At 61.3% G+C, this 14,409-nt stretch carries 7 protein-coding genes; 3 read left to right on the top strand and 4 right to left on the bottom strand.

All coding sequences use genetic code 11. The features are described from left to right. Positions 1-88 precede the first annotated feature (88 nt). Positions 89-1,702, top strand: coding sequence for an NAD(P)/FAD-dependent oxidoreductase (locus HV681_RS00460; protein ID WP_175121194.1), 1,614 nt, complete (start codon positions 89-91; stop codon positions 1,700-1,702). A gap of 76 nt (positions 1,703-1,778) precedes the next feature. Here the strand turns inward: HV681_RS00460 and HV681_RS00455 are convergent, their stop codons facing one another. Both HV681_RS00455 and HV681_RS00450 read right to left on the bottom strand, forming a co-directional pair. Then, on the bottom strand, positions 1,779-2,399 hold the full coding sequence (locus HV681_RS00455) for an imm11 family protein (protein ID WP_175121959.1): 621 nt from the start codon (positions 2,397-2,399) through the stop codon (positions 1,779-1,781). A gap of 140 nt (positions 2,400-2,539) precedes the next feature. After that, positions 2,540-3,352 (bottom strand): SDR family NAD(P)-dependent oxidoreductase, encoded by an 813-nt coding sequence (locus HV681_RS00450; protein WP_175121193.1) that lies wholly within the window; start codon positions 3,350-3,352, stop codon positions 2,540-2,542. 131 nt (positions 3,353-3,483) lie between these two features. Here HV681_RS00450 and HV681_RS00445 point away from each other — a divergent pair, with 131 nt between their 5' ends. Next, positions 3,484-4,281 (top strand): aminoglycoside adenylyltransferase family protein, encoded by a 798-nt coding sequence (locus HV681_RS00445; RefSeq protein ID WP_175121192.1) that lies wholly within the window; start codon positions 3,484-3,486, stop codon positions 4,279-4,281. Positions 4,282-4,423: 142 nt separating this feature from the next. Here HV681_RS00445 and HV681_RS00440 read toward each other — a convergent pair whose 3' ends face one another. Beyond that, a complete protein-coding gene (locus HV681_RS00440; protein WP_254594841.1) occupies positions 4,424-5,560 on the bottom strand; it encodes a hypothetical protein in 1,137 nt (378 codons plus the stop codon). 341 nt (positions 5,561-5,901) lie between these two features. Here HV681_RS00440 and HV681_RS00435 point away from each other — a divergent pair, with 341 nt between their 5' ends. Further along, positions 5,902-12,531, top strand: coding sequence for a DUF3320 domain-containing protein (locus HV681_RS00435; protein ID WP_175121191.1), 6,630 nt, complete (start codon positions 5,902-5,904; stop codon positions 12,529-12,531). 228 nt (positions 12,532-12,759) lie between these two features. Here the strand turns inward: HV681_RS00435 and guaA are convergent, their stop codons facing one another. Beyond that, positions 12,760-14,352: a glutamine-hydrolyzing GMP synthase gene (gene guaA, locus HV681_RS00430; RefSeq protein WP_175121190.1), complete on the bottom strand. Its 1,593-nt coding sequence runs from the start codon at positions 14,350-14,352 to the stop codon at positions 12,760-12,762. Between the last annotated feature and the right edge of the window lie 57 nt (positions 14,353-14,409).

The following is a 14,409-nucleotide window of genomic DNA, read 5'->3' as shown; positions in this document are numbered from 1 at the left end:
TTGCGCAAGCCGGGCCAGCCGACGCCAGCCGTCCAGTACAATCCGCGTTTGGCGACGTTGTGATCGCCCCTCTGTCTGGACCCCAAGCATGTTGCGTCTGTCTGAAATCAAGCTGCCGTTGAACCACACGCCCGAGGAACTGCCCGCGGCAATCCTCAAGAAACTGGGCATTCCGGCCAGCGACCTGAACGGCTTCACCATCTTCCTGCGCAGCTACGATGCGCGCAAAAAGCACAACATCCTGCTCATCTATGCGCTGGATGTCGACGTCGCCAACGAAGCCGCGATCCTCAAACGCTTTCATGACGACCGCAACGTCAAGCCGTCTCCGGACACCGAATACAAATTCGTCGCCCAGGCGCCCGCCACGCTCACCAAGCGCCCCATCGTCATCGGCACCGGCCCCTGTGGCCTCTTTGCCGGCCTCGTGCTGGCGCAGATGGGCTTCAAGCCCATCATCCTGGAACGCGGCAAGGCCGTGCGCGAGCGCACCAAGGACACGTGGGGCCTGTGGCGCAAGCGCGTCCTGAACCCGGACTCCAACGTCCAGTTTGGCGAAGGCGGCGCCGGCACGTTCTCGGACGGCAAGCTATATAGCCAGATCAAGGACCCCAAGCACTACGGCGAAAAGGTCTTGAAGGAATTCGTCCTGGCCGGCGCGCCCGAGGAAATCCTCTACGTCAGCAAGCCTCACATCGGCACATTCCGCCTGGTCGGCATGGTCGAAGTCATGCGCGACACCATCACCAAGCTGGGCGGCGAAGTCCGCTTCTCCAGCCGCGTTGAAACGCTGCACCGCGAAAGCGGCAAGGTCACCGGCGTCACACTGGCAAACGGCGAACACATCGAAGCGGACCACGTCGTCCTCGCCATCGGCCACAGCGCGCGCGACACCTTCCAGATGCTGCTGGACCAGGGTGTCTTCATGGAAGCCAAGCCCTTCTCCATCGGCTTCCGGATCGAACATCCGCAGTCCCTCATCGACCGGGCGCGCTTCGGCCCCAATGCTGGCCACCCGATCCTGGGCGCCGCCGACTACAAGCTGGTGCACCACGCCAGCAACGGCCGCTCCGTCTACAGCTTCTGCATGTGCCCGGGCGGCACGGTCGTCGCGGCCACGTCTGAACCGAACCGCGTCGTCACCAACGGCATGAGCCAGTACTCGCGCAACGAACGCAACGCCAACGCGGGCATCGTTGTGGGGATTTCGCCCGAGGTCGATTACCCGGAGCATGTGCTGGCCGGTGTCGACTTCCAGCGCAAGTGGGAATCTCAGGCCTTCGAACTGGGCGGCCGCAACTACAGCGCGCCCGGTCAGTTGGTGGGCGATTTTCTGGAAGGCAAGGCCTCGACGGAATTCGGCGCGGTGCAGCCGTCTTACACGCCCGGCGTCCACCTGACCGACTTGGCCACCGCCCTGCCCGACTTTGCGATCACTGCGATTCGCGAGGCATTGCCGGCGTTCGACAAGACCATCAAGGGCTTCAACATGCCCGATGCCGTGCTGACGGGCGTAGAAACGCGGACGTCGTCGCCGATTCGTATCAAGCGGGATAACGAGACGCTGGAGAGCATCAACACGCAGGGCTTGTTTCCCGCGGGTGAAGGCGCGGGTTATGCGGGCGGGATTCTGTCGGCGGGGGTGGACGGGATCAAGATTGCCGAGGCCGTGGCGCTGAGCATTATGGGGCGCGTGGGGTAAGGGGGTCGCGGTCAGAGATCAGCGATAAGTGCCGATCAGCCTGCCGCCCGGCGCACTCGCCGGACGGCAGTTGCAATCACAAATCCGCCGCGTCCCGCAGCCGCACGCCATCCAAATCCGCGGCACACAGCGCGTCATACATCACCCGGTCGACCACCGGGTCGATCGACATCAGCGTCTGGCGGAATATGTGCGCATTGCCGACGCGCTCGGCTCGAAATACGAGATTGGCGCCGCCCACGACGCTGTAATACAGCTCGTCTTCACCGGTCAGGAAATTCCGGTCGTACTTTTTCTTGACCCGCGACGCGTCCACATCCAGCGCGTCGAGCGTGCGCATCACATTACAAAAATAGTATTGCGGCCCCGGCGAGCCGTCGGCCTGCGTATAGTCGCAAGCACTGAACACAAAGGCCTCAGGATCGACCGTCTCGAAGACCTGCCTCAACGGCTCCGAGACGATCCAGATGCCGCACCACTGCTCGAATTGCCGAAGCGCTCCGCCTTCTTCCGGCACATGGACGATGTGCGGCCGTTCGCAATATTGCGAAGGATCGCCGTCGGGCGCTTCCATCGTGTACATGCCGGGCCGAATCAGCTTTTCCTCGTTGGCGATCACCAGGCCCGGGCCAATGCCATCGCTCCAGATGCTTGCGCTAAGGACGAAGTATTTTCCCTTTTGCGATTCAAACGTCATCACGTGAGCATTCTCCGGGGCAAGCCTCGCGCGTCTGAACGGCCAGGCGTTGGAAGTCGGTAGCGGCAAATCGGCCAGTCAGGCCGGCGTGCGAGGGAACTCAAGGCTCACAATCGTAACGCCAACAAGCGCCACCGCGATTATGCAGATGGCCGCGTCTGCGTCAGCCCCGTGGGCGGCCCGTCGATCGCCGTCCATCCCGCATCCACCGCCAGGCTGCTGCCCGAAATGTAGCTCGCGGCATCCGACGCCAGAAACGCCACCGCAGCGCCCACCTCGGAAGGCTGGCCCCAGCGGTTCAATACCGTGTGGCCGGCGTAGGTGTTGTAGATCTCGGGACGTTCCTTCAGCGGCTCGGTCAGACGGGTCTCGATGATGCTAGGCATCACCGCGTTGACACGCACGCCGTAGCTGCCGACCTCAGCCGCGAACGCCTTGACCATCTGCTCGATGCCCGCTTTTGTCGCCGCATAGATGCCCAGACCGGGCTCGATCGTCACGGCGCGCATCGACGAGCACAGGATCATGCTGCCCGCGCCCTGCTTCATCATTGGCCGGCCGAAGTGCCGCATGAAGTGGAAGGCGCCGCGCAGGTTCAGGTTCACCACCTGATCGAACTCGTCTTCCGTGTAATCGACGATCAGCTTGCGGATGTTCAACGCCGGCGTCGCCACGGCGATGTCGATCCTTTTCCGCTCAGTCAAAACCCTGGCGGCCAACTGCGCGATGGACTCGCCGCTGGCGGCATCAGTTTGCATCCAGCCGGCCGCGCCGCCGCCGTCGATGATCTGCTGCGCGGTGGCCTGCGCACCGCTTTCGTCACGGTCCGCGCACATCACGTATGCGCCCATCGCGCCCAGCGCATGCGCCGACGCCTGACCGATGCCAGAAGCCGCGCCGAGTACGACCGCGATCTTGTCTTGAAGACTGAATAGTTGGGGGTAGTTGGTCATGAAGCTTGGGTGAGAACGGTTATGGATATGGACTGGCTCGTCGCGGGTATCGGGCTGCTGTTGAGGGATGCCGAGCGCCCGCCGCGACCGTCGGTCTGCCCAAGGCGCGGACGCTTGGCTATTATCCTTGCATGACCCAAGCCCCGCCTACCGCAATCGCGACGCAGATCGATGACGCCAGACGGCTCATCGAACGCCAGCTCGGAACGCGCCTCGTCGCCATCCATCTGTTCGGCTCCGCCGTCGACGGCGGTCTGCAAGCTCATAGCGATATCGACTTGCTCGTCACCGTTACCGAGCCGCCCGGTGCGGCCACGCTCCGGACCTTGGCGATGCAACTGCTGACGGTCTCCGCGCCGCCTGGCCAGTCGCCCAGTTTGCGCGCGCTCGAAGTCACCGTGATGACGCTTCGGGATGCCGTGCCGTGGCGCCACCCGGCCCGCCGAGAACTTCAGTTTGGCGAATGGCTGCGCCAGGATTTGCTGGCGGGCATCGTGGAGCCGCCCATGCTGGACCACGACCTCGCCATCGTTCTGACCAAGGTGTTGGGCCACAGCATCCCGGTCGTCGGACCGCCCGCAAATCAGATCTTTGACGCCGTTCCGCGCCAAGATCTGACGCGCGCTCTGCTGGATACCGTCGCCCAATGGAACCAGCCGGAAGACTGGGCTGGCGACGAGCGAAACATCATCCTGGCGCTGGCACGTATCTGGTATACGGCGGTTTCTGGGGAGATCGCATCAAAGTCGGACGCGGCAACGTGGCTGCTGGAGCGGATCGAACCTGTGTATCGACCGGTTCTCAGCCACGCACTGGCGATTTATCTCGGGCAAGCGCAGGACGATTTGGCGCATCGGCATGCGGTTGAAACCGAGGCGTTCATCATTTACGCACGTGGAGCCATCGAGGGTCTTTGTGACGCCCATTGATGGCGAACCGGCGGATGGCATTCATTGCACGGCACGTTGACAGCCGGTGCTAGCGACACGGCATGCCGCATGTGCCAACCACTCCGTGCACGGATCGCCGAATCTGCAGATCAAGTCGCAGATTCGGCAAGCGGCTAGCTACTTACTGCGACGTACCAATCTGCAGAACGGAAGCGTCGCGCTGCATGTAGCGGTTCATGATCTGGCTAAGAATCGGATTGCCCGCATTCTCAGCCTTTGCCGCGGTCAAGGTGACGACCGCCGCGCACAGTTTGCCAGCCTGGACGGTACGTCCCTTCACATCAGCTTGAACAGTAGCGGCCATGCCCTGCTTCCACGCAGCGCCAACACCATCGACCGCCTGCTGGGCGGCAGCGCAATCTGCGTAGGACAGAGAAATCACAACGGCAGGCACATCCTTGACCTGCACGTCCGCAATGATGCCCGCAAAATAAGGCGGAATGCCGCGCCCGCTAGCTGCCGCGGCGGCTTGAAGCTTCTGCTTCGCGCTTTCCAGATCGCCGGGCGAACCCGACAACACCTTGGCCGGGTCAACACCCTGCAACCCGAATACGGACGAGATGACAGCCGCCTGCACGATCCGGCCGCCATCCGAAGGCACCTCATCCTTCAACCCGGTCACAGCCGCACCAACAATCTCGCTGTCCGCAACGGACGGCGCGGTCTGGGACAGCGTCTTCATTCCCGTCGGCCCTGCCGCCTGCACCAACGCCGTATCAAGCGGCAAGACAAACGTCGGCATGCCCATCGTGCCCCGCCATGGCTGCTGCCCCGTGGCTTTGGTCATATCGGGCTTATTGGGCTCGCCGTTTGCCAAAAGACCGGCCACATCGCCGTCGACTGGCTTGAACCCGGCTTGCTTCAGGCGATCGGCAAACTTTGCAGCGGATGGTTTGTCCTTCAGCCCCCAGTAGGTGACATTGCTGGGAGACTGACCGAAGCCGGCGAAATAGGATAACTCGTCGAACGGGATATGCGCGTTGGCGGACCATTTGTCCAGACCGAAGCCGATGGACTGTAGCGGAGTGATCGCCTGCGAGATGGACAACCGGCGCATGGCGTCGGCGGAGGGACCGGCCTTTTCAAGGTCGCGCCAGGCTTGCACGTCGAGGAAGGATATTTGTATCGCTTCAGGGGCGCTCAAAACCACCTGCGGTACTTGCTTCAAGGCCTGCTGTAAGGTTTGAGTGCTGTCCTGCGCAGCCACCGATGCCCCCCAAACCGTCATCAAGCCAAGTGCAAGTGCCCTCAAGCGCATCCGATATCTCCAGTTGGTTGTTAACTAAATGAGATCGGGCAGTATATCAATGGTCAGTCACCATTTAAGCAACCCGCCATAAATGCATCGCGCTTCGTCGCAACCTACGATTCGAGCGGGGTGGCGACCGATACTAAGGGGAGGGAAGCCGTGCAAAGAAAGGCATCCTAAATATAAGTAATTATTAGCAACTATTGAGATCGCCGAAAAATCTATGTGACTCGCGTAGTTAACGCTGCCGTGAGTCCCTCATTTTCAGTTTCTTAACGAATGAAGCTAATATGCCTGCGAGTTAGTAACAGCTCGCAATGCTGTTACTGAAGATCGTTACGGGGAGCTCTATGGACGAGACACAACTGGCGGGTTCGGAGAGTGCGCCCGAACTTAAGATCGACGTCACTCTGATCGCCAAGCTAAATCTGGCGGATTTTCAGAATGCGGTCCCTCTCCTGCGGGATCTCTCGCTTATCAACGAGACAGAAACGACGTATGAGCAGGTGGAGCTGGTACTTAGTTCGGATCCGCCTTTTATCAAGCCGCGCCGGTGGCGCATCGACGCGCTGGCAGCGGGTTCGCGATATCCCATCCGCGATCTCGACTTGAGTCTGGACGGCGGATTACTAGCCCGTCTGACCGAAGCCGAGACGGCGACGGTTTCACTGGCATTGCAACCCCTAGGCGGGAATGCCTCCACTCCAGTCCTGACGCAACGAGCTGTCCAGCTGGAATTGCTGCCACGTAATCAATGGGGCGGCATTTCGCACCTGCCCGACTTGGTCGCCGCATTTGTCCAACCAAACGACCCGGCCATAGATCGACTGCTCAAGCGCACAGCGGATGTGCTACGCAAGAACGATCGAAATCCCGCATTGGACGGCTATGCAGGAGGAGCGAAGCGGGCTTGGGAACTGGCCTCGGCAGTATGGGGCGCAGTGGCGAGCATGCAACTCGACTACGCCCTGCCTCCAGCCAGTTTCGAACGGTCGGGCCAGAAGGTACGTAGTCCTGGCCAAATTGAAAGCTCGGGTCTAGGAACCTGCTTCGACCTCGCGCTGCTGTTCTGCGCGGCGCTCGAGCAAGCGGGTCTGAACCCCCTGCTCATCTTCACCGACGGTCATGCATTTGCTGGTGTGTGGCTGCAGCCTGAGGAGTTTTCGGCCACGGTAGTCGACGATGTGACTGCCCTGCGCAAGCGCCTCCGGCTCAAGGAACTGGTCCTCTTCGAAACGACGCTGATTACCCAGCGCCCCATCGTTCCCTTCAGCTACGCCACGGAACGTGGCACTCAGCAGGTAGACGAATCTCAAGATGCGCGGTTCCGATTGGCTGTGGACATTCGTCGGGCACGATTGCAGCGCATCAAGCCCCTGGCCAGTGCGGAAGCGGCAATTGCTACAACGTCGGAAAGCGAAGTATCGCCGTCTACACCAGTGCTGCCAAAGTTTGAAGCCGCGCCAGACCTTCCCGACAGCGCCCCGGCCAATGCAGAAGATGTCAGCCAGATTGATCCCAAAGACCGGCTGCTTCGCTGGCAACGCAAGCTGCTAGACCTCTCGCTTCGCAATAATCTGCTCAACTTCAAGAGTGGTAGGAAGGCGCTTAGGCTGGAGGCGCCAGATGCCGGCGCGCTGGAAGACCTGCTGGCCAGCGGCCAGCCCTTAAAGCTACGCCCACGCCCGGATTTGATGGACGGCATCGATCCACGTGATCAAGCCATCTACGAAGCACGCGAACGTGAAAACGTGCGGCGCGCACACGCACTCGACGCCCTGCAAAAACGCGAAGTTTTCGTAAGCGTTCCAGAAATCGAGCTTGATGCACGCCTAACCGATCTGTTCCGCGGCGCACGCACAACGTTGCAGGAAGGTGGCGCCAACACGCTTTATCTCGCCCTCGGCTTCCTGTCCTGGACACGCGAGGACCGAGACGGTCAGCGCTACCGCGCTCCCTTGATCCTAGTTCCAGTCAGTCTACAGCGCAAAAGTGCTCGATCGGGATTCACACTTACGTTGCACGACGATGAGCCTCGCTTCAATCCGACCTTGATCGAGATGTTGCGGCAGGACTTCGAACTGAGCCTGGGCACGTTAGAAGGTGAACTACCGCGGGACGATACCGGTCTGGACGTCGCTGCCGTTTGGAAAGCAGTCGGCCAAGCCATCAAGGACATCAAAGGCTGGGAAGTAACCGAGGACGTGGTGCTGTCCATGTTCTCTTTCGCCAAGTATCTGATGTGGAAAGACCTGGCTGAACACAGTGAAAAATTGCGCGAGAATCCGGTCGTTCGCCACCTGCTAGACACCCCACGCGATGCCTATCCGTCCGGCGTTCCGTTCCCGCAAGTACGTGAACTGGACAAGAATTTCGATCCCAAACAAGTTTTCTGCCCCTTGCCTGCGGACTCCTCGCAGTTGTCGGCAGTGCTGGCCGCATCGCAAGGCAAGGACTTTGTCCTGATTGGCCCGCCAGGCACCGGCAAGAGTCAGACCATTGCCAACCTGATCGCTCAGTCCCTGGCGCAGGGGCGGCGCGTGCTTTTTGTGTCCGAGAAGATTGCGGCGCTTGACGTCGTATACCGGCGCCTGCGCGAAGTCGGCTTGGGCGAGTTCTGCTTGGAATTGCACTCGAGCAAAGCTCGCAAGCTCGACGTACTCGCACAGTTGCAATCTGCCTGGTCCAGCAGCGCACACGCCAATGCAGAGCAATGGCAGGCCGAAGCGCAAAAACTCAAGCAGCTGCGCGATGCGCTAAATATTTATGTGGAACGTCTCCACCAGCGTCGCCGCAATGGTCTAACCCTGTTCGACGCCATCGGCACTGTCAGCGAGGGAAGCGGTATCCCGCCCTTCGCGCTCGCCTGGCCCTCCGCTGATCAGCACGACCATGCAGGCCTCGAGCAGTTGCGCAATGCCGTAGAACGTCTGGAAGTCAATGCACAAGCCATTGGCCATGCTGCGTTGGCGCAGCACCCCTTGGCCCTGGTTGGCAACGGAGACTGGTCGCCCACATGGCAACAGCATTTGATCGCTGCGGCACGTGACGTGCTTCCTGCCGCCCAGGCAGCCATAGAATCTGCCCAGGCGTTTGTCCAAGCCATCGGCCTGCCCTCGCCGGCATTGACGCCCGAAACCTGCGACGCATTGCTTATCCTCGCCGAACGCCTGCCGTCCGCCGCAGGACACGATTGGCGCTTCGTCCTACGCCCCGATGCCCGTTCCCTAAGCCAACGCCTGGAGGAAGGCGCGTCCTTGGTGCGCCAACACAAGGCGTTGAACAATCAGCTTTCCACACCGTGGCCCAACTCCGTGCTGAGCGCCTGCACCGACGGACTAACGCTGCTCAGCGAGCATCGTCAGACTCATGCCGAGCTCGGCGCGCCCTGGCCTGAAAGTACTACCGTTCAGCTCAACCACGGATTGGATCTGCTATGCCAACTTGGCGAACACCAAGCAGCGCTTTCCGTTTCCTATGGCAAAACGATCGATCAGCTCGACGTCAACCAATTGCAGCAGATGTGGGAACAGGCCGAGCAGGCAGTCTGGCCCAAGTCTTGGCTGATCAAGCGCAAGGTCACCGCGCAGTTGACCAGCGCCGCCGCAGCCTCCTCGCAACCCGATGTCGCCAACGATTTGCGGCGATGGAATGCCATACGCGCCTTGCAGCAGCAGATCCAAGCCATCGATCCAGGCCAACAGTGTTCTGACGTTTGGGCGGGTTTGGAGACAATCGAGGACAAGGTGCGCGTGTCTCTGCGATGGCAAGCCGCCCTGTCAGCCGTACGCCAAGGCCAGACTTGGGAAGACGACAATTTTGACGCGATCGCCAATGGTCAGTGTGGGGCGATCCTGCAGGCCGATCTGCAACGTGCACGGCGCCTGCGCCATCTCGACCAGAGCATTGCTGCACATGCATCGCTGGCACCGGCGACCGACAACCTCTGGGCAGGCCATGACACCCATGTCGACCGCCTGCATGCCGCACTCGACTTCCTGAGCGATTGGCGAAACCATGCCCACCAAGGCGCATTGGGCGACCATACCCTGGTGGAAGAAGGCGCATGCGGTTCCACGCTGGCGGGCGACTACCAGACGCTTCGACAGCGTACCGACACAGAACAGGCGCTGGCCACCCTGGATGACTTGCGCGAGTCCACCGCAGGCTTGTGGAAAGGTCTCGTCACTAACCTCGCTCACCTTGAGCAGGCCTGCCAGCTTCGGGAGGATCTAGCTGCCGTGCTGACCCGCTTGGCCAACACACCCGAACAGATCATTGCCTGCAAGACTCCTCTGCTTGCGCTATTGGGCGATGCCAACGCGTTGCTGGAGCCAGGCGGCCGCATCGCGCTGTCCGGGACTCAGTTTCTGGAGAAATGGAAGCAACTGCTGCCGCGGCGCGAGGCGCTCGCGATAACCGGACATTTTGCAGAGACCTGCCAGACGCAGTGGCAGTCCATGTCCCTCGACGGACTGATCGAGCAAAGCCAGGCTATCGTACGAGCCGAACACGGACTTCGCAGTTGGTGCGCATGGCTTCACGCGCGCGAGCAAGCACTGACACTCGGCCTGTCCTCCCTGGCGCACGGCATCGAGCAGGGCCAGGTTGCTCCGGGCCAGGCACGTCGAACCTTTGAGACTAACTACGCACGCTGGTGGCTCAACGCCGTGGTAGACCACGAACCGATCATTCGCGGATTTGTCAGCGCCGAGCACGAACAGCGTATCCGCGACTTCCGTGAAATCGACGAGCGCTTCACTGCTCTGACCCGAGACTGGTTACGAGCCCGTCTATGCGCCGATCTGCCATCGCAGGACAACGTCAGCCGGAACTCCGAATGGGGACTGCTCCGCCATGAAATGGGCAAGAAGCGCGCTCACCTTCCCTTGCGCGAACTGATGGCCCAGATTCCCGGGGCGCTTACCAAACTTACGCCCTGCCTGCTGATGAGTCCTTTGTCCATAGCGCAGTATCTTCAGGCCGGAGCCAATGCGTTCGACCTAGTGATCTTCGACGAAGCTTCACAGATCCCAGTCTGGGACGCGATTGGCGCCATCGCTCGCGGCCGCCAGGTGGTCATGGTCGGCGACCCCAAGCAGCTTCCGCCGACCTCCTTCTTCGACCGCGCGGAATCGGGGTTGGATGACGAAGACGTCGAGGCCGACCTTGAAAGCATTCTCGACGAGTGCATCGGCGCCAACCTGCCGACACGGAATCTAAACTGGCACTACCGTTCCCGACATGAAAGCCTGATCGCGTTCTCCAACCATGCCTACTACGACGGCGGACTGGTCACCTTTCCGTCCCCCGTCACCAACGATCGCGCGGTCAGCTTGCAATTGATATCGGGAGCCTATCAAAAGGGAGGCACCCGGACCAACCCCGCAGAAGCGAAGGCGCTGGTCGCCGACATCGTGGCGCGCCTGACAACACCTGGCTTTCGCGAAAGTGGATTGACGATCGGCGTCGTCACCTTCAACTCCGAGCAACAGAAGCTGATTGAGGACCTGCTCGACGACGCACGACGCAAGGATCCACGCCTGGAATCCTACTTCGCGGATGACGAGCTGGAGCCGCTGTTCATCAAGAATCTGGAGAGTGTGCAGGGCGACGAACGCGATCTCATCTATTTCTCCGTCACCTACGGCCCGGATCCCGCAGGCCAATTGGCCATGAACTTCGGTCCGCTCAACCGTCAGGGCGGCGAGCGTCGGCTGAATGTAGCCATTACCCGCGCACGGCACGAATTGCGCGTGTTCGCCAGTTTCCGCGGCGAGCAAATGGATTTGGCACGCACCCAGGCCATCGGAGTGCGCGATCTCAAGCATTTCTTGGAATTCGCCGAACGCGGCGCCCGCGCGCTGGCTGAGGCCAACCGCGGCAGCGTGGGCGGGTTCGACAGTCCTTTCGAACAAGCCGTAGCCACCGCTCTCTCTCAGCGAGGTTGGCGCGTTGAGTCACAAATCGGCGCATCATCTTTCCGAGTTGACCTTGGGATCGTCGATCCTGACGCGCCTGGACGTTACCTCGCGGGCGTCGAATGTGACGGTGCCACATACCATCGCAGCGCAACAGCGCGTGATCGCGACAAATTGCGCGAGCAAGTCTTGCGGGGTCTGGGATGGGAGATTGTGCGGGTCTGGTCCACCGACTGGTGGGTAGATCCACGCGGCACGCTCGACAAAGTGGACGCCCGTCTGCAAGACATGCTCAAAGCTCAGCGCGAGCACCGTGCCGAAGAGGCAGAACGCCAAGCCGAGTCTGAGCGGCTAGCGCAAGCGGCGATCGCGCAAGCCATGGCTTCTACAAAGTCGGATGACGAGTCGGAAGCTCCAGTCCAAGTGGTACAACCGAACGCCCCCGCACTCCCGACGTCGGCGCCTCCGCAGGAAGTTGAGGAAGTTTTTGCCCGCCAGATAGCTGCATCGCCGGCTCATGTCGATACCGCCGAAACAGCGCCATCGAAGATATCTCTATATCAAATTACCGATCCTTCTGACGCAGTCACGGGAGTTGATGCCAATCGCTTTTTTGACGAAGACTACACCAGCATCCTGACGGCCATGATAGCTCACGTCGTCGATCATGAAGGCCCTGTTCTCGACGCGCTGTTGGCGCGCCGCATCGCCCGCGCGCACGGCTGGCTGCGTACCGGCGGACGCATCCGAGAACGCGTTTTCCGAATAGCACGTGCACGCTATCAGACTACCGATGAAGAAGTTGGCACGTTCTACTGGCCCGAGCATCTAGACACCGCAGCGGAGCCTCCATTTCGTGCGCCTGTCGACGAGGACAGCGTGCGTGCGGCCGACGAGATCAGTATTCCGGAACTGGCTTCGCTCGCCCGCGCCGTGATCGCACAAGGGTCTGAAGGTGAAGCCACGTATCACGCGATGGCGCGAAAGCTGGGCCTCCAGCAGCTGCGAGCCTCCAGCCGACTGCGTTTGGAACAAGCCGTGCATTCGACAGCTCCATAGCGGCCGCATGGCGGGGACCCGCCGCTGTCGCGAACACGGTAGCCGTATCGGATGGGTGACGGTAACGCAAAGCGCTGCCGTCACGTGAATTTCATCTCGGTCAGAAGCTATGGTTTTTGAGTTTTCCACGCGACAGTCTGTCAGACAACGCCAAGAAGAAAGCCCGCGTTTAAGCGGGCTTTCGGCGTAATGCTTACTGCTTGATGCCGGTCTGTGCCGGCCGCAGGATCACTCCCATTCAATCGTCGCCGGCGGCTTGCTGGACACGTCGTACACCACCCGATTGATCCCGCGCACTTCGTTGATAATCCGCGAAGAAACGCGAGCCAACAACGGATGCGGCAGCGGCGCCCAATCAGCCGTCATGAAGTCAAACGTCTGCACCGCACGCAGCGCCACGACATACTCATACGTACGCCCGTCGCCCATCACGCCCACCGACTTCACCGGCAGGAACACGGCAAACGCCTGCGAAGTCAGCTCATACCAGGTCAGGCCGCTGGCCTCGTCCTTGGTATTGCGCAGTTCTTCAATAAAGATCGCATCGGCCCGGCGCAGCAGTTCGGCATACTCATGCTTCACTTCGCCCAGGATGCGCACACCCAGACCCGGACCCGGGAACGGATGGCGGTAGACCATCTGCGGCGGCAGACCCAGCGCCACGCCCAGTTCGCGGACTTCGTCCTTGAACAGTTCGCGCAGGGGCTCCAGCAGTTGCAGGTTCAGCGTGTCCGGCAGGCCGCCCACGTTGTGGTGCGACTTGATCGACGTGGCCTTGCCCGTCTTGGCGCCGGCGGATTCGATGACGTCGGGGTAGATCGTGCCCTGAGCCAGCCACTTGGCGCTCTTCTGCTTGCCAGCTTGTTCCTGGAAGACTTCGACGAATTCGCGGCCGATGATCTTGCGCTTGGCTTCGGGGTCGGCGACGCCGGCCAGTTTGCCCATAAATTGCGCGGTGGCGTCGACGTGAATGATCTTCACGCCCATGTTTTCAGCGAAGGTCTGCATGACCTGTTTGCCTTCGTCCAGGCGCAGCAGGCCGTGGTCGACGAAGACGCAGGTGAGCTGGTCGCCGATGGCCTTGTGGATCAGTGCGGCGGCAACCGAGGAGTCCACGCCGCCGGACAGGCCCAGGATGACTTCGTCGGTGCCGACCTGTTCGCGGATGCGGGCGACGGCTTCGGAGACGTAGTCGGGCATGTTCCAGTCGCCCGTGCATTCGCAGATTTCGTTCACAAAGCGGGCCAGCATGGCCTTGCCCTGGACGGTGTGCGTGACTTCGGGGTGGAACTGGACGGCGTAGAAGCGGCGGTCTTCGTCGGCCATGCCGGCGATGGGGCAGGACGGCGTGGAGGCCATCAGCTTGAAGCCGGGGGGCAGTTCGGTGACCTTGTCGCCGTGGCTCATCCAGACCTTGAGCATGCCGTGGCCTTCGGGCGTGCTGAAGTCTTCCAGGCCTTCCAGCAGCTTGGTGTGGCCGTGGGCGCGGACTTCGGCGTAGCCGAATTCGCGGTGGTCGGAGAAGCTGACCACGCCGCCCAGTTGCTGCGCCATGGACTGCATGCCGTAGCAGATGCCCAGCACGGGAACGCCCAGCTCGAACACGGCGTGCGGCACGCGCATGGAGCCCTCTTCGTAGGCCGAAGCGTGGCTGCCGGACAGGATGATGCCCTTCAGACCCTGCGCCTGCTGTTCGCGCACGAAGGCGTCGTCGACGTCGCCAGGGTGGACTTCGGAATAGACGCCGGCTTCGCGGACGCGGCGGGCGATCAGCTGGGTGACTTGCGAACCGTAGTCGAGGATAAGAATGCGCTGGTGCATGGAGACTCTACCCGTTGGAAATAAAACCGCACCGGCAGACCCGCTGTTCTTTGCGGA

It is taken from the genome of Achromobacter animicus, assembly GCF_902859585.1.
Taxonomy (GTDB): Bacteria; Pseudomonadota; Gammaproteobacteria; order Burkholderiales; family Burkholderiaceae_B; genus Achromobacter; species Achromobacter animicus.
Note: the sequence above shows the minus strand (reverse complement) of the source record. Positions and strands in the feature narration are given on the sequence as shown.

What these genes read in the sequence shown, in the direction of transcription:
- HV681_RS00445 (WP_175121192.1), top strand. Translation starts at nt 3,484, where the DNA reads ATGACCCAAGCCCCGCCTACCGCAATCGCGACGCAGATCGATGACGCC.
- HV681_RS00455 (WP_175121959.1), bottom strand. Translation starts at nt 2,399, where the DNA reads ATGACGTTTGAATCGCAAAAGGGAAAATACTTCGTCCTTAGCGCAAGC.
- HV681_RS00460 (WP_175121194.1), top strand. Translation starts at nt 89, where the DNA reads ATGTTGCGTCTGTCTGAAATCAAGCTGCCGTTGAACCACACGCCCGAG.
- HV681_RS00435 (WP_175121191.1), top strand. Translation starts at nt 5,902, where the DNA reads ATGGACGAGACACAACTGGCGGGTTCGGAGAGTGCGCCCGAACTTAAG.
- HV681_RS00440 (WP_254594841.1), bottom strand. Translation starts at nt 5,560, where the DNA reads ATGCGCTTGAGGGCACTTGCACTTGGCTTGATGACGGTTTGGGGGGCA.
- guaA (WP_175121190.1), bottom strand. Translation starts at nt 14,352, where the DNA reads ATGCACCAGCGCATTCTTATCCTCGACTACGGTTCGCAAGTCACCCAG.
- HV681_RS00450 (WP_175121193.1), bottom strand. Translation starts at nt 3,352, where the DNA reads ATGACCAACTACCCCCAACTATTCAGTCTTCAAGACAAGATCGCGGTC.